The sequence below is a fragment of the Stenotrophomonas sp. Steno-C15 genome (assembly GCF_056393265.1).
In genome coordinates this window covers 1-17,480 of the sequence record NZ_JBWJPF010000023.1, presented here as the reverse complement: position 1 = coordinate 17,480, position 17,480 = coordinate 1, and the positions used below count along the sequence as shown (strand labels likewise).

19 protein-coding genes are annotated in these 17,480 nt (G+C 68.5%); 9 read left to right on the top strand and 10 right to left on the bottom strand.

Translation table 11 applies throughout. The annotated features are described in order from the left end of the window. The first annotated feature begins 212 nt into the window (after positions 1–212). Genes AC06FB_RS15465 through AC06FB_RS15435 form a run of 7 tightly spaced genes read left to right on the top strand, consistent with a single transcriptional unit; the run spans position 213 to position 5,019 of the window. Positions 213–833: a LemA family protein gene (locus tag AC06FB_RS15465; protein WP_478053867.1), complete on the top strand. Its 621-nt coding sequence runs from the start codon at positions 213–215 to the stop codon at positions 831–833. Between the two features lie 3 nt (positions 834–836). Further along, positions 837–1,724: a TPM domain-containing protein gene (locus tag AC06FB_RS15460; protein WP_414488135.1), complete on the top strand. Its 888-nt coding sequence runs from the start codon at positions 837–839 to the stop codon at positions 1,722–1,724. After that, the gene (locus AC06FB_RS15455; RefSeq protein ID WP_065182836.1) at positions 1,724–2,218 is read left to right on the top strand and encodes a TPM domain-containing protein; all 495 of its coding nucleotides are present in this window, start codon (positions 1,724–1,726) and stop codon (positions 2,216–2,218) included. Before AC06FB_RS15460 ends, AC06FB_RS15455 begins: the two co-directional genes overlap by 1 nt. Positions 2,219–2,278: 60 nt before the next feature. Beyond that, positions 2,279–3,163, top strand: coding sequence for a prolipoprotein diacylglyceryl transferase (gene lgt / locus AC06FB_RS15450; RefSeq protein WP_053519680.1), 885 nt, complete (start codon positions 2,279–2,281; stop codon positions 3,161–3,163). After that, positions 3,160–3,954 (top strand): thymidylate synthase, encoded by a 795-nt coding sequence (locus tag AC06FB_RS15445; protein ID WP_193396228.1) that lies wholly within the window; start codon positions 3,160–3,162, stop codon positions 3,952–3,954. The genes lgt and AC06FB_RS15445 overlap by 4 nt, the downstream gene beginning before the upstream one ends. Beyond that, positions 3,951–4,514 carry a hypothetical protein gene (locus AC06FB_RS15440; protein WP_478053866.1) on the top strand — a complete coding sequence of 188 codons (564 nt, stop codon included), beginning with the start codon at positions 3,951–3,953 and terminating at the stop codon, positions 4,512–4,514. Before AC06FB_RS15445 ends, AC06FB_RS15440 begins: the two co-directional genes overlap by 4 nt. Positions 4,515–4,527: 13 nt before the next feature. After that, positions 4,528–5,019 (top strand): dihydrofolate reductase, encoded by a 492-nt coding sequence (locus tag AC06FB_RS15435; protein WP_478053865.1) that lies wholly within the window; start codon positions 4,528–4,530, stop codon positions 5,017–5,019. A 59-nt stretch (positions 5,020–5,078) separates the two neighbouring features. Here AC06FB_RS15435 and AC06FB_RS15430 read toward each other — a convergent pair whose 3' ends face one another. The 10 genes from AC06FB_RS15430 to AC06FB_RS15385 form a co-directional block, all read right to left on the bottom strand. Then, positions 5,079–5,726 carry a DUF1287 domain-containing protein gene (locus AC06FB_RS15430; protein ID WP_164153075.1) on the bottom strand — a complete coding sequence of 216 codons (648 nt, stop codon included), beginning with the start codon at positions 5,724–5,726 and terminating at the stop codon, positions 5,079–5,081. Continuing rightward, positions 5,723–6,745 carry a symmetrical bis(5'-nucleosyl)-tetraphosphatase gene (locus AC06FB_RS15425; RefSeq protein ID WP_128990584.1) on the bottom strand — a complete coding sequence of 341 codons (1,023 nt, stop codon included), beginning with the start codon at positions 6,743–6,745 and terminating at the stop codon, positions 5,723–5,725. The genes AC06FB_RS15430 and AC06FB_RS15425 overlap by 4 nt, the downstream gene beginning before the upstream one ends. Positions 6,746–6,760: 15 nt before the next feature. After that, entirely contained in the window at positions 6,761–7,144 is a 384-nt protein-coding gene (apaG, locus tag AC06FB_RS15420) for a Co2+/Mg2+ efflux protein ApaG (RefSeq protein ID WP_053519676.1), read from the bottom strand. A gap of 13 nt (positions 7,145–7,157) precedes the next feature. Beyond that, on the bottom strand, positions 7,158–7,961 hold the full coding sequence (gene rsmA / locus AC06FB_RS15415) for a 16S rRNA (adenine(1518)-N(6)/adenine(1519)-N(6))-dimethyltransferase RsmA (RefSeq protein WP_065182841.1): 804 nt from the start codon (positions 7,959–7,961) through the stop codon (positions 7,158–7,160). Beyond that, a complete protein-coding gene (pdxA, locus tag AC06FB_RS15410; RefSeq protein ID WP_478053864.1) occupies positions 7,958–8,938 on the bottom strand; it encodes a 4-hydroxythreonine-4-phosphate dehydrogenase PdxA in 981 nt (326 codons plus the stop codon). The genes rsmA and pdxA overlap by 4 nt, the downstream gene beginning before the upstream one ends. A 3-nt stretch (positions 8,939–8,941) precedes the next feature. Beyond that, the gene (locus AC06FB_RS15405; RefSeq protein ID WP_478053863.1) at positions 8,942–10,285 is read right to left on the bottom strand and encodes a peptidylprolyl isomerase; all 1,344 of its coding nucleotides are present in this window, start codon (positions 10,283–10,285) and stop codon (positions 8,942–8,944) included. Then, positions 10,282–12,738, bottom strand: a complete 2,457-nt coding sequence (lptD, locus tag AC06FB_RS15400; RefSeq protein ID WP_080375337.1) for an LPS-assembly protein LptD — start codon at positions 12,736–12,738, stop codon at positions 10,282–10,284. Before lptD ends, AC06FB_RS15405 begins: the two co-directional genes overlap by 4 nt. A gap of 89 nt (positions 12,739–12,827) precedes the next feature. Further along, positions 12,828–13,766 (bottom strand): histone deacetylase family protein, encoded by a 939-nt coding sequence (locus AC06FB_RS15395; protein WP_065176230.1) that lies wholly within the window; start codon positions 13,764–13,766, stop codon positions 12,828–12,830. 9 nt (positions 13,767–13,775) lie between these two features. After that, a complete protein-coding gene (locus AC06FB_RS15390) occupies positions 13,776–14,330 on the bottom strand; it encodes a cob(I)yrinic acid a,c-diamide adenosyltransferase (protein WP_065176231.1) in 555 nt (184 codons plus the stop codon). Positions 14,331–14,338: 8 nt separating this feature from the next. After that, positions 14,339–14,923 (bottom strand): hypothetical protein, encoded by a 585-nt coding sequence (locus AC06FB_RS15385; RefSeq protein ID WP_053519669.1) that lies wholly within the window; start codon positions 14,921–14,923, stop codon positions 14,339–14,341. Positions 14,924–15,032: 109 nt separating this feature from the next. On the opposite strand from AC06FB_RS15385, the gene ubiH reads away from it, so the two are divergent. Both ubiH and AC06FB_RS15375 read left to right on the top strand, forming a co-directional pair. Further along, the gene (ubiH, locus tag AC06FB_RS15380) at positions 15,033–16,241 is read left to right on the top strand and encodes a 2-octaprenyl-6-methoxyphenyl hydroxylase (RefSeq protein WP_065176232.1); all 1,209 of its coding nucleotides are present in this window, start codon (positions 15,033–15,035) and stop codon (positions 16,239–16,241) included. After that, a complete protein-coding gene (locus AC06FB_RS15375) occupies positions 16,238–17,419 on the top strand; it encodes a UbiH/UbiF family hydroxylase (protein ID WP_197600877.1) in 1,182 nt (393 codons plus the stop codon). Before ubiH ends, AC06FB_RS15375 begins: the two co-directional genes overlap by 4 nt. Positions 17,420–17,480: the final 61 nt, after the last annotated feature.

Sequence of the window (17,480 nt, the reverse complement as noted above, 5' to 3'; positions counted from 1 at the left end):
AACCTTGCCGGCCGAACGCGGGAGCCAACGGCAGAGCAGCTCGCAGTCCCGGCGCTGGCGCGCTGCCCCGGACCAGGCAATGCGTCAGACCCTTGGCATCGGCGGCCTGCTGGTCTGGAGCCGTTGGCCCTGCCGGAGTGCTGTTCATCTCCACACGCTCGTTAACACTGGTCATGGCATGCTCGGCGCCAAGCCCACCCGGAACCTCCGCCATGCGCCTGTTCACCCGTGTCCTGTCCCTGATGCTGCTGGCCTCCCTGCTGTCCGGCTGCGGCTACAACGCGATCCAGCAGAAGGATGAAGCGGTCAAGGCCAGCTGGTCCGAAGTGCTCAACCAGTACAAGCGCCGCGCCGACCTGGTGCCCAACCTGGTGCAGACCGTGAAGGGCTTCGCCAGCCAGGAAGAGCGCGTGCTGACCGAAGTCACCAACGCCCGCTCGCGTGTCGGCCAGATCAACGTCAACGCCGATGACGAAGCCTCGCTCAAGCAGTTCCAGCAGGCCCAGGGCGAACTGGGTAGCGCGCTGTCGCGGCTGCTGGTCGTCACCGAGAACTACCCGGTGCTCAAGTCCGACCAGAACTTCCGTGACCTGCAGGCCCAGCTGGAAGGCACCGAGAACCGCATCACCGTCGCCCGTGGCCGCTACATCCAGCAGGTGCAGGACTACAACACCTACATCCGCTCGTTCCCGCAGGTGATCACCGCCAAGCTGTTCGGCTACAAGACCAAGCCGAACTTCACCGTGGACAACGAAGCGCAGATCTCCAACGCACCGGCCGTCGATTTCGGCAACGCGCCGCAGCAGCAGCCGGCACCGCAGCCGGGCCATTGAGCCATGCGTCTGGCGACGGCACTGCTGGTCATGCTGCTGTGGCTGCCGCTGGCCGGCCACGCACAGTCGCTGGCGCCCATCCCCGCGCTGGACTCGCCGGTGGTCGACACCACCGGCACGCTGGACGCCGCGCAGAAGCAGGCGCTGGTGCAGCAGGCGCTGGACCTGCAACAGCGCAAGGGCAGCCAGCTGCAGGTGCTGGTGGTGCCCACGACGCAGCCGGAGGACATCGCGCAGTACACGACGCGGGTCTTCGACCAGTGGCAGATCGGCCGCAAGGGTGTGGATGACGGCGTGCTGCTGGTGGTGGCCAAGGATGACCGGCGTGTGCGCATCGAGCCGGGCTATGGTCTTGAAGGCGCCATCCCCGATGCCATCGCCAACCGCGTCATCCAGGAATACCTGGTGCCACGCTTCCGCAGTGGCGACTACGCCGGCGGCATCACCGATGCCACCGCCGTACTGGTCGGGCTGATCGACGGCGAGTCGCTGCCGGCGCCGGTCAGTGGCCAGCGCGGGCGGGAGGCCGACGGCGGTGGCGATACCTGGATCCTGGCGTTGTTCATCGGCGTGTTCGCAGGCACGGTGCTGCGGGGCGTGTTCTCGCGGGTGCCGCGGCCGGTGCGCGGGCTGCTCGGAGGTGCGGGTGCGGCGGTTGCTGCCTTCCTGTTCACCTCCACCCTGCTGGCCAGTGGCCTGGCCGGCGTTGTCGGGCTGGTGGTGGCGATGCTGTCCGGTCATCCCGGCCGCTTTGCCGGCGGCAGTGGCTGGGGCGGCGGCAGCTGGGGCGGTGGGGGCGGGTTCGGGGGCGGCGGTGGTTTCGGCGGCGGTGGCGGCTGGGGTGGCGGCGGTGGCCGTTCCGGCGGCGGTGGTGCTTCGGGAGGTTGGTGATGATCCGTCGTCTTTGCCGTCATCTGTTCTCGCCCTCGGTACGACGGGCGTTTCCCCCCGCGACGCTGCAGGCGATCACCGCGGCCATCGCTGCCGGTGAGCAGCGCCACGGCGGCCAGGTGATGTTCGCTGTCGAAGCCGACCTGCCGCTGCACGCGGTCTGGCGCGGAATCACGCCGCGCCAGGCGGCGGAGCAGGCGTTCGCCCACCTGCGTACCTGGGATACCCGGCACAACAACGGCGTACTGATCTACCTGCTGCTGGCCGACCATGCCATCGAGATCGTCGCCGACCGGGGCCTGAGCGACCGGGTCAGCGCGGCGCAGTGGCAGCGGGTGTGCACCCACCTGCGCGAAGGCCTGCGCGGCGCCAGTCCGGTGGATGCGCTGCGCGATGCGATCGACGAAGTCTCCAGCCTGGTGGAAGGGCACTTTCCGGCCTCGACGCGGTCGGAGGATGACGCGCTCCCGAATGCGCCGCAGATCCTGGGCTGAGCCCCGGTCCCGGGCCGGGTCGGGGCGCTAAAATACCCGTACTCCTGCCAGGCGTCTTCCATGATCTATTTCCACGACATCGACCCCATCGCCCTCTCGCTGGGGCCGATCAAGGTGCATTGGTACGGCATCATGTACCTGCTGGGTTTCACCGCCGCCTGGCTGCTCGGTCGTCGCCGGATCGCCGCCGGGCGCCTGCCCGGCGTCGATGCCAACGGATTCTCCGACCTGCTGTTCTACGCCATGCTCGGCGTGGTGCTGGGTGGGCGCATCGGCTACATGCTGTTCTACGCGCTGGGCGATTTCCTGCACAACCCGCTGCTGCTGTTCAAGGTGTGGGATGGCGGCATGAGCTTCCACGGCGGCCTGCTCGGCGTGCTGGGCGCCTGCTGGTGGTGGTCGCGCAAGCACGCGCTGCACTTCTTCGACACCATGGATTTCATGGCGCCGCTGGTGCCGCTGGGCCTGGGCTTCGGCCGCATCGGCAACTTCATCGGCGCCGAGCTGTGGGGCAAGTACACCGACGGCACCTGGGGCGTGGTGTTCCCGTCCGGCCTGCCGGCGCCGCTGAACCAGCTGGACCACGCGACCCTGCAGGCGCAGTTCGCGACCGGCGCGCTGAACCAGTACGCACGCCACCCCTCGCAGCTGTATGAAGCCTTCCTCGAAGGGCTGGTGATGTTCGTGGTGCTGTGGGCGGTGTCGGCCAAGCCACGCCATCGCTATCTGGTGGGGGGGCTGTTCGCGCTGATGTACGGTGTCTTCCGCTTCGCGGTGGAATTCGTGCGCATGCCCGACAACGGCATCTACGTAGCGTTCGACTGGCTCACCCGCGGCCAGATCCTCAGCCTGCCGCTGATCGCGCTGGGCCTGGTGCTGCTGGCGATGTCGCGCCGCGCACCGGTACTGCAGCCGCAGCCGCTGGCGGTGGAGGGCAAGGCATGAAAGCCTACCTGGACCTGCTCTCGCACGTGCTGGAGCACGGGACGGAGAAGAGCGACCGCACCGGTACCGGCACCCGCAGCGTGTTCGGCTGGCAGATGCGCTTCGACCTCAACGAAGGTTTCCCGCTGGTCACCACCAAGAAACTGCACCTGCGCTCGATCATCCACGAGCTGCTGTGGTTCCTGAAAGGCGATACCAACATCGGCTACCTGAAGGACAACCAGGTACGGATCTGGGACGAATGGGCCGACGGCAACGGTGATCTTGGCCCGGTGTACGGCAAGCAGTGGCGCAGCTGGGCTACTGCTGACGGTCGCGAGATCGACCAGATGCAGTGGCTGGTGGACGAGATCAGGCGCAATCCCGATTCGCGGCGGCTGGTGGTCAGCGCCTGGAACGTGGGCGAGCTCTCGCAGATGGCGCTGATGCCCTGCCACAACCTGTTCCAGTTCTACGTGGCCGATGGCAGGCTCAGTTGCCAGTTGTACCAGCGCAGCGGCGACATCTTCCTCGGCGTGCCGTTCAACATCGCCAGCTATGCGCTGCTGACCCACATGGTTGCGCAGGCCACCGGCCTGGGCGTGGGCGACTTCGTGCATACGCTGGGCGATGCGCACCTGTACTCCAACCATTTCGAGCAGGCCCGCGAGCAGCTGGCGCGCGAACCGCGCGCGCTGCCGAAGCTGTGGTTGAACCCGGACGTGACCGACCTGTTCGGTTTCCAGTTCGACGACATCCGCATCGACGGCTACGACCCGCATCCGGCGATCAAGGCGCCGGTGGCGGTATGAGTATCCGCCTGATTTCCGGGAGCCTGCTGGCGCTGTGCGGCATGCTGCCGCTGGCCATGGTGCAGGCCGGACCGGCCGATGCGCTGTCGCTGGCCCGGCAGGTCAATGAGCAGATCGTGCACACGCACATGCGCGAGGAAGTGCATGCGTTCGCCGGGGCATTCAACGGCAGCACCATGATGCCCCCGGATGTCCCGGAAGGATGCCGGGCGCAGATGCGTGAGGCGGTAACGGGCATGTACACGGCAATGACCGACCACCTGAAGGCCGGTATTGAGGATCCGGCCTATCAGCGCACGCTCGAGCAGCAGCTTGCCAACGTCTATTCCAGCGACCAGTTGCAGGCGTTTCTGGCACGTCGTGCCAGCACCGATACCGCCGCGCTGTCGGCAGAGATCCTGTCAGGACCGGGCCTGAAGGATATCGAAGAGGCGCAGAAGCAGAAGATCCTGGGTGGCCTGGACGAGCAGTCCACGTCCAGCCCTGCGCTGGCTGCGGCGTTGCAGGCCACCAGTGCAGCGAACGCTGCCTGCGAACGCCTGCAGATCGATGCCAACTGAGGAGGTCGCAGCATTGAAGCTTTCGATGATCGTGGCGCTGGATCGCAACCGTGGCATCGGCCAGGGCAATGCCATGCCCTGGCACCTGCCGGATGACTTCAAGCACTTCAAGGCGCTCACCCTGGGCAAGCCGATCCTGATGGGGCGCAGGACGGCCGAGTCGATCGGCCGCGTGCTGCCGGGGCGGACCAACCTGGTGCTGACCCGCAGCGGCCAGGTGCCGTTCGAGGGCATGCGCGCGGTGGCCTCGCTGGACGAAGCGGAGGCGATCGCTGAAGGCGAGGGTGCCAGTGAGCTGTGTGTCATCGGAGGCGGCGAGATCTTCCGCCAGCTGCTGGACCAGGCCAGTGACCTGTACCTGACCTGGGTCGATGCCGAAGTGCCGGCCGACACCCATTTCCCGCAGGTGGACCCGCAGCTGTGGCGGGAAACAAGCAGTGAGTCGCATCCGGCTGACGAACGCCACGTCTACGCGTTCCGCTTCGTGCATTACGTGCGGCGCTGATCGCCGCACCTGTGGAGCCGAGCCATGCTCGGCCTCGTTCCTCAAGGTTACAGGATCGTTTACGGCATCCGGTAATGCCCGATGATGGCGTGCTGGAACAGCAGGTTCTCTTCCCGGGTCCCGCGCGCGATGTTGTGCAGTACCAGCGGTGTCCCGTCGGCCAGCTGCCGGTCGGAGACGATGCCCACGTGCAGCAGGCCGTTGCCATTGAGCTTCCAGGCGACGATGTCGCCTGCCGCGTAGTCGGCGGCGAGGGCCGTGATGGGCTGCTGCCAACCCTGCCGCTCGAACCAGCGCATCAGGTTCGGTACGCGGCGATGATCGATGTTGCGATCCGGCCGTGACAGGCCCCATATCGCGGGATAGGCGCCGAAACTGCTGCGCATGTCTTCATGCACGCGCGCCTGCAGATCCAGTCCCAGATCGCGCAGGGCGCGCACCACCACGTCGGTACACACACCGCGATCAATCGGGACGTCCCCGCCGGGATAGGCCAGCACCCGATAGGCCGGGTCGTAGCGGGTGGTGACGCCGATCTGTGCGCGCGCCGCGGTCACCAGCGGCGGCGAAGATGCCTGCGGTTGCGATGGTGCGTGGCCGGCGTTTTCGCCGCCGGAGGGAACCGGGGCCGGACCGGGCTGGCAGCCGCTGGCCAGGGCCAGCGTCAGCAGCAGCACCGTCCATGGTGCCCGACCGCGCGCGGTCATGCCTGCGGCGGTGTGCCGGTGCTGTTGCCGCCACCCGTACCGCCACCACCACCACCACCGCGCCGACGGCGGCGACGTGGGCCGCGGTTGCCCGGGTTGGCAGCGGTGTTTCCGCCGCCCTGTTCCTTGCCCTGTGCCGCAGCTGTAGACCGCTCGTGGGCCGGTCGCGCCGGCGGCCGGGCATTCGGAACCGGGGCAGGAACATCACGGCCGGGCACCTGCACCACGCGCAGCTCATCGGTATCGAGCTGGATCGCGGTCAGCTTGCCGCCCCACACCGCGCCGGTGTCGATGGCGTGCACGCCCTGGGTGATGGTCAGGCCCAGCGCCGACCAGTGGCCGCATACGACCTTCAGGTCGCGCTCGACCCGGCCGGGCACTTCAAACCACGGATACAGTCCCTGTTCCTGCGTGCCCGGCGTGCCCTTGTCCTCGATGCCGATGCGTCCGCGCGGAGTGCAGTAGCGCATGCGGGTGAGCACGTTGATGATCGCCCGCGAACGGTCGTAGCCGGACAGGTTCGGTGCCCAGCTTGGCTTGTCGCCATACATGTTGCGGAACAGCTTGCGGTAGCCCGCACCGTGCAGTTGCACCTCGACTTCGGCCGCATGCTTTTCGGCCATCTGCGTGGTCCACTTCGGCGCGAGGCCGGCGTGCACCATCATCCAGCCCATCTCGCGGTCCACATGCACCAGCTTCTGCAGGCGCAGCCAGTCCAGAAGTTCGTCGCGGTCCTCGGCCTGCACGATGCGCAGCAGGTCCGGATTGACCTTGCGCTGCTCTTCCTCGGTGCGTGCACCGACCGCCAGCAGCGAAAGGTCATGATTGCCCAGCACGACCACGCTGTGCTCGCGCAGCGAATGCACCAGCCGCAGCGTTTCCAGGGATTGACCACCGCGGTTGACCAGGTCGCCGCAGAACCACAGGGTGTCCTGCGCGGGGTCGAAGCGGAGCTTCTCCAGCAGTCGCTGGGTCACGTCATAGCAGCCCTGCAGGTCGCCGATCGCCCACACACTCATCGTCCGGCCTCCGTGTCAGTGCAGGGTACGTGGGATGGCCAGCACGAACGGTGCGACCGGCGCGGCGAATTCGGTGCCGTCATCGGCGACCATGTCGTAGTGGCCCTGCATGGTCCCGTGATCGGTCGCCAGCATGACACCGGACGTGTAGTGGAAGTCTTCACCGGGACGCAGCCGCGGCTGCTCACCGATCACACCTTCGCCATCGACGTGCTCGACGCGGCCGTTGGCATCGGTGATGCGCCAGTGGCGCGCGACCAGCCGCGCGGCCACCCGGCCCTGGTTGTGGATGCGGATCGTATAGGCGAACGCATAGCGGCCGTCTTCCGGCACGGACTGGTCATCGAGGAATCGCGGTGCGACCTCGACGGAAATGGCGTAAACGTCAGCGTCTTCCATACCGGCAGTGTAATCAGGAGGCATTGGCCAAGGCGATGAATTCGGCCACGTCCAGCTGTTCGGCACGGGCATCGGGGCGCACGCCGGCAGCGGCGAACTGGTCGGCCGACACCACGTTGTTCAGTGCGTTGCGCAGGGTCTTGCGGCGCTGGCCGAAGGCGGCCTTGACCACTTCGGCGAAGCGGGCGTGGTCACGGATGCCGACCGTGGCCGGATCATGCGGCACCAGCCGCACCACGGCCGAATCGACCTTCGGCGGTGGCCGGAACGCACCCGGCGGCACCACGAACAGCGAGGTGACGGTGCAGTAGGCCTGCAGCATCACGCTGAGGCGGCCGTAGACCTTGCTGCCGGGGCCGGCTGCCATGCGGTCGACCACTTCCTTCTGCAGCATGAAGTGCATGTCGCGGACCACGGCGGCATGCTCGAGCGCATGGAACAGGATAGGCGAGGAGATGTTGTACGGCAGGTTGCCGACCAGACGGATCGGCTGTCCGGCCGCCAGTTCGGTGAAGTCCACGCGCAGCACGTCGCGGTGGACGATGGTCAGCTCGCCCAGCGGCTCGGCGGCGGCGGTCAGCGGCGCGATCAGGTCGCGGTCGAACTCGATCACCGTCAGTGCCGGATGCACGCGCAGCAGCGGCAGCGTGATCGCTCCCTGGCCGGGGCCGATCTCGACCAGGCGGTCACCGTCCTTGGGGTTGACCGCCATCACGATCTTGTCGATGTAGTGGCGATCGGCCAGGAAATGCTGGCCAAGCTGCTTCTTGGCCGGGGCGGTGAACACCGGGCCGGAGGGGGAATGCGGGGAATTCATGCGCTCAGTGTACGTTGCCGCGCAAGCTGCGCACACAGCGTCGTTGCCGCCTGCAGGCTGGATGGATCGGCAATGCCGCGGCCGGCCAGGTCCAGCGCGGTACCGTGATCGACAGCGACGCGCGGGTAGGGCAGGCCCAGGGTCAGGTTCACGGCCTGCTCGAAGCCGGAGTACTTCAGCACCGGCAGGCCCTGGTCGTGGTACATGGCCAGGACCGTATCGAAACCTGCCAGCTTGCCTGGCAGGAACGCGGTGTCGGCCGGCAGCGGCCCGACCAGATCCATGCCTTCAGCGCGCAGGCGCTGCAGCAGCGGGATGACCAGATCCAGTTCCTCGCGGCCGAGGTGACCGTCTTCACCGGCGTGCGGGTTCAGGCCGAGCACGGCGATGCGCGGCGATGCCAGCCCGAACTCGCGGCGCAGCGCGGCGTGCACGGTGCGCAGGGTGTGCTCCAGGCCGGGTGCGGTGATCGCATCGGCGACCTCACGCAGCGGCAGGTGGGTGGTGGCCAGGGCCACGCGCACGATGTGATTGGCCAGCATCATCACCACCTTCACCCCGGCCTGGTCGGCCAGCAGTTCGGTGGTGCCGCTGTAGGCGATGCCGCCCTCGTTGATGACCGCCTTGTGCACCGGGCCGGTGACCACGCCGTGCAGTTCGCCCGACAGGCAGGCCTGGCCGGCGCCGAGCAGGGCGCCGATGACCGCGCCGGCATTGGCCGGATCGGCGTGGCCGAAGCGGCTCCGGACGGCATTGGCCACGACGCGCAGACGCAGGTCGCCCGGGAAGCGGGCTTCCGCTTCCTCGGGCAGCAGTTGCAGGGGCAGGTCCAGCGCGGCGGCGGCTGCGCGCAGGGTATCCGGGTCGGCGAAAGCCAGCAGCCGGCAATCATCGCGCGGCTGCTGGATCAGGCGGATGCACAGCTCCGGGCCGATCCCGGCGGGCTCGCCCGGTACCAGAGCGAGCTCGGGGCGCATCGGTCAGGACTGCGGCGGCGTCGCGGTGTTTTCCGCGCGGTCACCGCTGCGGAAGCTGACGTAGGCTTCGCCACGCAGCTCCTGCAGGAAACGGTTGTATTCGTCTTCCAGCTTGCGGCGGCCGATGGTTTCGCGGACCTGCGCACGCTGGTTGTCGTTGGTCACGTCGGTCTGGCGGGTCGCCACGCGCTGCACGATGTGCCAACCGGCGTCGGTGCGGAACGGCTGGCTGACACCGCCGTCCTGCACGCTCTGGACCTGCTGGCCGAAGGCCGGACCGAACGCATCGGCCGGGAACCAGCCCAGATCGCCGCCCTGGCCCTTGCTGTTGTTGTCCTCGGACGACTCCCTGGCCACCGTCTGGAAGTCGGCGCCGCCGGCAATGCGGGCACGCAGGGTGTCGATCTTGGCCTTGGCGGCCGCATCGGTCTGGTTGTCGTCCACGCGCACCAGGATGTGGCGGCCGTGGAACTCGGTGACGGTATGGGTGCCGGCGGCGGCGCTGGAATCGCGCACTTCCACCAGCTTCAGCAGCTGGAAGCCGCTCGGACCACGGATCGGGCCAACCACGTCACCGGCATTCATCTTTTCCATCAGCTGCGCGAACGCGGCCGGGATCTCGTCCATGCTGCGCCAGCCCAGGTCGCCGCCTTCCAGTGCATTGGGGCTGTCCGAGTAACGTACGGCGGCGGCATTGAAGTCCAGCTCACCCTTGTCCAGCAGGGCCTTCACGCCGTCGGCCTTCTTCTGGCCGGTGGCGATCTGCTCGGCATTGGCGCCGTCGGGCAGGGCGATCAGGATGTGCGCCAGGTGGTACTGGTTGCCGGCGGTGGCCTGCTGCTTCAACGCGGCATCGACTTCGCCCTCGCTGACGCTGATGCGGCTCTGCGCGAAGCTCTGGCGCAGGCGCTGCACGGTGATCTCGTCACGCACCGAGGCGCGGAAGTCGTTGAAATCGATGCCGTCACTTGCCAGGCGCTGGCGCAGCGCGTCCAGATTGGAACCATTCTGCTGGGCGATGGCATTCATCGCCTGGTTCAGCTCCTGGTCGCTGACGCGGATGCCGCTGCCCTGCGCACGGGCCACCTGCAGCTTGACCAGCACCAGGCGCTCGAGCACCTGCCGGCTGAGTACGTCATCCGGCGGCAGCTGGGCCTCGCGGCCGGCGTACTGCGCCTTGATGTTGGCGATGGCGCGCTGGAGTTCGCTCTGCAGGATCACGTCCTCATCGACGACAGCGGCGATGCGGTCCAGCGGCTGCGCCTCCTGGGCAAATACCTGCAGGGGGGCGGACACGCTGGACACCGCCAGCAGCGAGGCGAGAAGAACGGGGAAGCGCTTGGTCATGGGATCAGATTCGGATCGTAGTCGTCCCGGGTCGTCCCGGTATTGCTGGGGGGCACGAGATAGAGGTCGTCGCGGTTGTAGCCGAGGATAGCACGGCGCAGGGTGCGGTCCGTGTCCTGGCCCAGGGAGCTGAGGCCCTTCAGCACGAACTCCAGCTGGATGGAATTGTTCAGCTCGCCCTCGCGGTTGCGCACGTAGCGGCGGGCCACCGCGCGCACGGCCAGACAGCAGCTGTCCCACTGGACGCCACCGATGATTTCCAGCGGCTTCTTGTCTTCCAGCGAGTAGTAGTAGCGGCCGACCAGGCTCCAGCGGGGGTTCAGCGGGTACAGGAACGACAGGTCGGCCTGCTTCAGCAGGTCGGTGCCGTCCGGGTTGATGCGGTGGCGGTAGGTCAGGTTGACCACGCCATCGTTGGGCATCAGGTAACGGGCGCGGAAGCTGGCCAGGTCCTCACGCTTGTATTTGGGGTCCCACTGGTAGGTCGCGCTGAGGGTCCAGCGGTCGTTGACCATGTAGTTGGCATCGGCGATCCAGGCCGACTTGCCCTTTTCCACCGGCGGGCCACCCGGCACGGCGGTCACCCGCGATTCGTCGAAGTACTGGATCTGGCCGATGGCCGCCGAGAACCGCTCGCGGCCGGTGGTCTGGTCGATGAAGCGGGTGCCCAGCGCCATGGTCAGCTGGTTGGCGTCGTTCTGGCGGTCGGCGCCGGTATAGCGCGAGTCGCGGAACAGCTGGCCCCAGCTGAAGGTGAAGTCGCGGGTATCGAAGATCGGCAGCTCGTCCTGGTTGCGGTAGGGCGTGCGCAGGTAGAACAGGCGCGGTTCCAGGGTGTGCAGGAACGAGCGGCCGCCGATGGTGGTCTCGCGGTCGAAGAACAGGCCGGCATCGATGCTGCCGATCGGCAGGCTGCGGCTGGGCGAGGTGTTGCCGCGCAGCTGCTCGGGGGTAGCGGTGGCCGGATCAACGCCCTGCGAAACCAGCACGTTGCGGCGGATGCTGTCGGCCAGCTGCCGGTCCAGGTCGTAGGCGGTGTAGCGGTAGGCCAGGGTCGGGGTCACGTACCAGGCCGCACCGCTGAACGGCAGCGACACATAGGGTTTCAGGTCCAGGCGTGCGCCGCCGTACATCCGCTGGGTCTGGCCGGTACGGGTGTACTCGAGGTCCGGTCCGGCCTCGGGGCCGTACTTGAAGTTGATGTCTTCATGGGTAAAGCGCACGGCTTCGGCGTACACGCCGGTTTCCAGCCACGACAGGACCGGCTTGTCCCAGTTGAAGTACAGGCGCGGCTGGCGGTTGTAGGCCAGCGCGCTCTCGTTGAGCGTGTAGTCGGTCAGCTGCCAGCGGTCGGCCATGATTCCGGCCGTCCAGTTCTGGCCGGTGCCGTAAAGGCCAACGGTGCTCTGCAGGTTCGAGGCGGTCACGCCCACCAGGCGGTTGGCGAAGTCCTCGACGTAGCGCTCGTCGCTGACCCAGGCCAGGTTGGCACGTGCCTGCCAGTGGCTGTCCACGTTGTGGTAGCCGCTGAACATGACGCGGCCGCGATCGCGGTCGCGCAGCTTGTCGTTGGGGATGTAGGCGGTCAGCAGTTCGCCGCGGCCGCCGTTGTAGAGGTAGCGGAACTCGTTGTCGAGCATCAGGCCGCGCCGGCTCATGTAGCGCGGCATCAGCGTGTCGTCGTAGTTCGGCGCCAGATTCAGGTAGATCGGCTGGGTGTAGTCGAACCCGTTGCGCCCGGACATGCCCAGCTGCGGGAACAGCAGGCCGGTCTTGCGCCGGTCGTCGATCGGGAACTTGAAGTACGGTGCCCACAGCACCGGCACCTTGCCGATGCGCAGCACGGCATTGCGCGCCGTGCCGAAGCCCTCGTCGTTGTCCACTTCGATCTGCGGCGCCGACAGCTTCCACACCGGCTGCGACGGGTCGCAGGTGGTGTAGGTGGAGCGGTGCATCTGCCCGACCGCGCCCTGCAGGTCGACCGATTCGGCGTCGCCGTTGCCACGGCGGGACACCAGCTGGTACTGGATGTCGGTGATCTTGTGGGTGTCGCTTTCCTGGTTGCCCTCGGCGCGCTTGGCGACCATCCGGATCGACGCGTCCTGGTAGCGGACATTGCCATCGGCGATGTAGTTGCCGGACTCGGTGTCGAAGCTGAGCTTGTCGGTGCCGACGAACTGGTCGCCGCGACGCAGGGCGACGTTGCCCTCGTACTGCGGCACCGTGGTGGTACCCAGCAGCTGATCGCCCTCGATATCGGTCGGCTGCTGCTCGCGCGCGGCGCTGGCGGCGGCCTTGTCCTGGCCCGGAACCGGGGTCGGGGCGTCGGTGAACGCGGGAATGACGTCGGTTGCCGGGCACAGGCCCCAGTTGAGCGGCTTATCATCGGCCATCGCCGGCAGGCAGACGGCGATGCTCAGAGGCAGGGGAAGCAGGCGGAGGGCTCGGCGCACGCGGTTCGGATTCGGGCGAAAACGGACGGTAGCTTGCCCCATCCCTTGCATAGGGGCAATGAAGGCGGCCCGGTCGCACCGGTTCGGGTTCATCCAGCCGGGGGGGACGCCGCCGGCGACATCAGGGCCTGCACGTGGGCCACGCTGCATTCGGCCAGGGCCTGCAGGTCGTAGCCGCCCTCCAGCATCGACACCACCCGGCCGGCCGCATGGCGACGCGCCAGCGCATGCAGTTCGCGGGTGATCCAGGCGAAATCCTCGGTCTCCAGCATCAGATCCGCCTGGGGGTCGCGCAGATGGGCGTCGAAGCCTGCCGAGATCAGCATCAGCTGCGGGCGGAAGTCGTCGATGGCCGGCAGCATCTCGTCGGCCCAGACATTGCGGAAGCGGAATCCGCCACTGCCCGGCGGCAGCAGGATGTTCATCAGATTGCCCGCGCCACGGTCACGGCGCAGGCCGGAGTTGGGGAACAGGCCGGCCTGGTGGGTGCTGTAATACGACACCCGTGCGTCGTGCTGGAAGATGTCCTGGGTGCCGTTGCCATGGTGGACGTCGAAGTCGACCACCGCGATCCGCTCCAGCCCGTGGCGGTCGCGCGCGTAGGCTGCGGCGATGGCGATGTTGTTGAGCAGGCAGAAGCCCATGGCCGTGCTGCTGGTGGCATGGTGACCCGGCGGGCGCACCGCGCAGAACGCCAGCGGGTCCGCGCCCAGCATCACCGCATCCACCGCGGCCACACCGGCACCGGCAGCATGCACCGCCGCGCTGGCCGAGCCGGGCGAGGTCCAGGTGTCCATGTCCAGCTGGCGCAGGGGCACGGTCTGCGGTTGCAGCACGAAGTCGAGCAGGGCGCTGTCGTGGACCCGGCTCAACTCGCCGAACTTGGCGGGTGGGGCCTCGCGCCAGTCCAGCTGGCCGGGGAATGCGCCGCGCAGGGCGTCGAGCACGCCCTGCAGCCGTTGCGGGCATTCGGGATGGCCCGGACCGGGATCGTGCAGCAGGCAGGACGGATGGGTGAAGACCAGCATCGTACGGACTCAGCCCTGCCGGTGCTGGGGCTGCCAGAGCGCCTCGCCCTGCCCATCGGCGCGGGCCAGCACCCGGGCCAGCACGAACAGCAGGTCCGACAGCCGGTTGAGATACTGCAGCGCTTCGCTGCGCACGTTCTCATGGCGGGACAGCGTCACCGTCTCGCGCTCGGCGCGGCGGACAATGGTCCGTGCCAGGTGGCAGCGTGCGGCGGCTTCGCCACCGGCGGGCAGGATGAACTCCTTCAGCATCGGCAGCGTGGCGTTGTAGTGGTCCAGCTGCTGTTCCAGCGCCGAGACATCGGCGGCATGGATCGCGGCATGGCCGGGGATGCACAGCTCGGCGCCCAGGTCGAACAGCTGGTGCTGCAGATGGACCACCAGCGCGCGCACGTCGTCCGGAAGCGGTGCGGCCAGCAGCAGGCCCAGCGCCGCGTTGGCTTCGTCGACGGTGCCATAGGAGGCGACGCGGGCATCGTCCTTGGCTACACGCTGGCCATCGCCCAGTCCGGTGCTGCCGTCGTCACCGGTGCGGGTGTAGATGCGCGAGAGGCGATGGCCCATGGCGCAGCTCAGTGCCGGATGTCGCGACGGGCCTGCTGGAGCTTGAGCACCTGCTCCACGGCCAGTTGCAGGGCGGCGGCCAGCGCCACGTAGATCGCCGTGGTCCGCAGGTAGGGGCCGAACCACTGTGCGTAGTTCTGCGCCCAGCCCGCCAGCGTCGGCTCGGCAACGTTGCGGGTGGTCCAGTAGAAGCCCCCCTGCGCAAGCAGGTGGCACAGCGCCACCGAGGCCACCAGCAGGAGCGCACCCTTGGCCAGCACCGGCCAGCGCGCGCCGCGGTAGTTGTGGCCCAGCAGCATGCCGCCGGCCCACAGCGAGAAGTACGCCGGCAGCAGCAGCCAGTAGCCGGGCGACACGCAGTAGTGCTGCCAGAAATCCAGCCCCGCGCTGCGGATCACGATCCAGTCGACCAGCACCGCGAACAGCATCAGCAGCGGAAAGGCCCAGCGCGTCCAGCGCGCGAGGTAGAAACCGCCGATGAAGAACACCGCCCAGGAGGCATCGGGGATCGCCGCGAAGTGGTTGACCCGGGTCGCCGCCAGCAACAGCACGAGCACGGACAGGACGAAGGCACGATTGGCGGTGTCGGACATGGCGGCGGGCCCGGAGCGGATTCAGCTTTCATTCTAGCCCGCCGCGCGGGTTGGCGCAGGCAGCGTCGCGTTCGGTGTACAGCCGGGGCGAGCGCGTATCATGAACGCCATGAGTGAACGACATGACGTGCTGATCGTCGGCGGCGGACTGGTGGGTGCCAGCCTCGCCATCGCCCTGGACCGCCTGGGCCGCGACGTGGGCCTGATCGAGGCCAGCCCTGCCGGTGGACTGCCGGCGGTGTTCGACCAGCGCAACCTCAGTTTCGCCGCCGCCACCGTCAACGCGCTGACCGCGCTGGGGGTGATGCAGAAGCTGGCGATGGCGCCGGGACCGATCCGTCGCATCCATGTCAGCCGCGCCGGCGACTTTGGCCGGGTGCAGCTCGATGCGGCCGATTACAACCGGCCGTGGTTCGGCCAGGTGGTGGTCGCACGTGACTTCGGTCATGCGCTTGAGGCACGCCTGCAGGAACTGCCGCGGCTGCGGCGTTACCGGCCGATGCGTTTCCTCGGCCTGGGCGGGGTGGTGGAGGGCTGTCGCCAGGTGCATGTGGCCGACGACGCCGGCGAGCGCACGCTGCTGGCACGGCTGGTGGTCGGTGCCGATGGCACGGCCAGTGCGGTGCGGGAGGCGCTGGGCATCGAGGTCGACCGCCACGATTTCCAGCAGACCCTGTTCGTGGCCCGCGTGCGCAGCCAGCGCGCGCCCGACGGCACGGCCTGGGAGCGCTTCACCGATACCGGCCCGACGGCCCTGCTGCCGCGCGGCGACCGCCATTTCGGCACGGTGCATGGGGTGGCGCGCGAAGACGCCGACGCGGTGATGGCGCTGGACGACGCAGCGTGGCTGCAGCGCCTGCAGCATGCCATCGGCTGGCGTGCCGGGCGTCTGCTGGAGTCGGGTCCGCGCAGTGCCTACCCGCTGATCCAGGTGCTGGCGCGCGCCCTGGCAGGCGAGCGCGCGGTGCTGCTCGGCAATGCCGCACAGACCATCCATCCGTTGGGCGCGCAAGGCTTCAACCTGGGCCTGCGCGATGCGCTGACCCTGGCCGAACTGCTGGAAGACGATGCAGGCGATGCCGGCAGTGATGCGCTGCTGCGTGCGTATGTGGCCCGTCGGGAAGAGGATCGCCAGCAGACGGTGGCGTTCTCCGGAGGACTGGCGCGCCTGACCAGCAATCCTGCGCCGTTGATGCGCCCGTTGCGCAGTCTCGGCCTGGTGGCCGCGCAGCGCGGTTCGGTGCAGTCGATGCTGGTCGGCGGGGCGATGGGTTTCCGTGGCGTCGTGCCGCGACTGTGCCGCGGAGAAGCCGCATGAACCGCCGCGCGCGCCTGGACGTGGTCATCGTGGGAGGCGGCGTGGTCGGTGCCGCGTGTGCACTGGCGCTGGCCGATGCGGGGCTGGCCGTCGCCCTGGTGGAGGGCCGTGAGCCCGCGCCCTGGCAGGCATCGCAGCCGGACCTGCGCGTGTTCGCCTTCGCGGCTGACAACGTGCAGCTGCTGGACCGTCTCGGCGTGTGGCCTGCGATCGTACAGGCGCGGGCCTGGCCGTATCGCCGCATGCAGGTATGGGATGCCGCGGGAGGCGAGGACCTGCTGTTCGATGCCGACCGCCTGGGGCGTCGCGAGCTGGGCTTCATCGTCGAGAACGGGCTGTTGCAGGATCGCCTGTGGGCGGCACTGCCGGCGGCCGGGGTGCAGCTGCATTGCCCGGCACGGGTGGAGGCGCTTGAGCAGGACGAGGAAGGGGTGCGACTGCGCCTGGATGACGGACGCAGGCTGGAAGCGGCCCTCGCCGTGGCCGCCGATGGTGCCGAGTCGACGCTGCGCGAGCTGGCGGGCATCGACGTGGTGCGCCACGACTATCACCAGCGTGGCGTGGTGGCCTACGTCGACAGCGAGCTGCCCAACCAGGCCACGGCCTGGCAGCGTTTCCTGCCGACCGGTCCGCTGGCGCTGCTGCCGGTGGCCGAGCGCCGCAGCTCGATCGTGTGGACCTTGCCTGACGAAGAGGCGGTGCGCGTGCTGGCGCTGGAGGAGGAGGCATTCAATCGCGAACTGACCCGCGCCTTCGCCGCACGGCTGGGCGAACTGCGCCTGGTGTCGCCGCGCGCCGCGTTCCCGCTGCGCCGCCAGCTGGCCCGCCACTATGTGGCCGGCCGCGTGCTCGCACTCGGCGACGCCGCGCATGTGGTGCATCCCCTGGCCGGGCAGGGCGTGAACCTGGGGCTGCGGGATGTCGCTGCCCTGCGGCAATGGCTGGCGCCGTCAGCCGAGCGCCGTGGCCAGCCGCGCCTGTCGCCGCAGCGCCTGCAGCGCTGGGCCCGCGAGCGGCGCAGCGACAACCAGGTGGCCGCCTACAGTTTCGATGCGATCAACCGCCTCTTCTCCAACGACGAGATGCACCTGACCCTGGCCCGTGGCCGCGCGCTGGGCTGCGTCGGCAAGTGGCCGCCACTGGTTCAGGCGTTCTGGAAGCGCGCCGCCGGGATATAACGGTACGCCGTTCGGCGGATCACCCGCCGGTAGCGGGGGGGGGGGGGGGGGGGGGGGGGGG

Excerpts from the sequence above, each read along its gene's own strand:
- AC06FB_RS15465 (WP_478053867.1), top strand. The coding sequence starts at position 213 with ATGCGCCTGTTCACCCGTGTCCTGTCCCTGATGCTGCTGGCCTCCCTG.
- AC06FB_RS15460 (WP_414488135.1), top strand. The coding sequence starts at position 837 with ATGCGTCTGGCGACGGCACTGCTGGTCATGCTGCTGTGGCTGCCGCTG.
- AC06FB_RS15455 (WP_065182836.1), top strand. The coding sequence starts at position 1,724 with ATGATCCGTCGTCTTTGCCGTCATCTGTTCTCGCCCTCGGTACGACGG.
- lgt (WP_053519680.1), top strand. The coding sequence starts at position 2,279 with ATGATCTATTTCCACGACATCGACCCCATCGCCCTCTCGCTGGGGCCG.
- AC06FB_RS15445 (WP_193396228.1), top strand. The coding sequence starts at position 3,160 with ATGAAAGCCTACCTGGACCTGCTCTCGCACGTGCTGGAGCACGGGACG.
- AC06FB_RS15440 (WP_478053866.1), top strand. The coding sequence starts at position 3,951 with ATGAGTATCCGCCTGATTTCCGGGAGCCTGCTGGCGCTGTGCGGCATG.
- AC06FB_RS15430 (WP_164153075.1), bottom strand. The coding sequence starts at position 5,726 with ATGACCGCGCGCGGTCGGGCACCATGGACGGTGCTGCTGCTGACGCTG.
- AC06FB_RS15425 (WP_128990584.1), bottom strand. The coding sequence starts at position 6,745 with ATGAGTGTGTGGGCGATCGGCGACCTGCAGGGCTGCTATGACGTGACC.
- apaG (WP_053519676.1), bottom strand. The coding sequence starts at position 7,144 with ATGGAAGACGCTGACGTTTACGCCATTTCCGTCGAGGTCGCACCGCGA.
- rsmA (WP_065182841.1), bottom strand. The coding sequence starts at position 7,961 with ATGAATTCCCCGCATTCCCCCTCCGGCCCGGTGTTCACCGCCCCGGCC.
- pdxA (WP_478053864.1), bottom strand. The coding sequence starts at position 8,938 with ATGCGCCCCGAGCTCGCTCTGGTACCGGGCGAGCCCGCCGGGATCGGC.
- AC06FB_RS15405 (WP_478053863.1), bottom strand. The coding sequence starts at position 10,285 with ATGACCAAGCGCTTCCCCGTTCTTCTCGCCTCGCTGCTGGCGGTGTCC.
- AC06FB_RS15395 (WP_065176230.1), bottom strand. The coding sequence starts at position 13,766 with ATGCTGGTCTTCACCCATCCGTCCTGCCTGCTGCACGATCCCGGTCCG.
- AC06FB_RS15390 (WP_065176231.1), bottom strand. The coding sequence starts at position 14,330 with ATGGGCCATCGCCTCTCGCGCATCTACACCCGCACCGGTGACGACGGC.
- AC06FB_RS15385 (WP_053519669.1), bottom strand. The coding sequence starts at position 14,923 with ATGTCCGACACCGCCAATCGTGCCTTCGTCCTGTCCGTGCTCGTGCTG.
- ubiH (WP_065176232.1), top strand. The coding sequence starts at position 15,033 with ATGAGTGAACGACATGACGTGCTGATCGTCGGCGGCGGACTGGTGGGT.
- AC06FB_RS15375 (WP_197600877.1), top strand. The coding sequence starts at position 16,238 with ATGAACCGCCGCGCGCGCCTGGACGTGGTCATCGTGGGAGGCGGCGTG.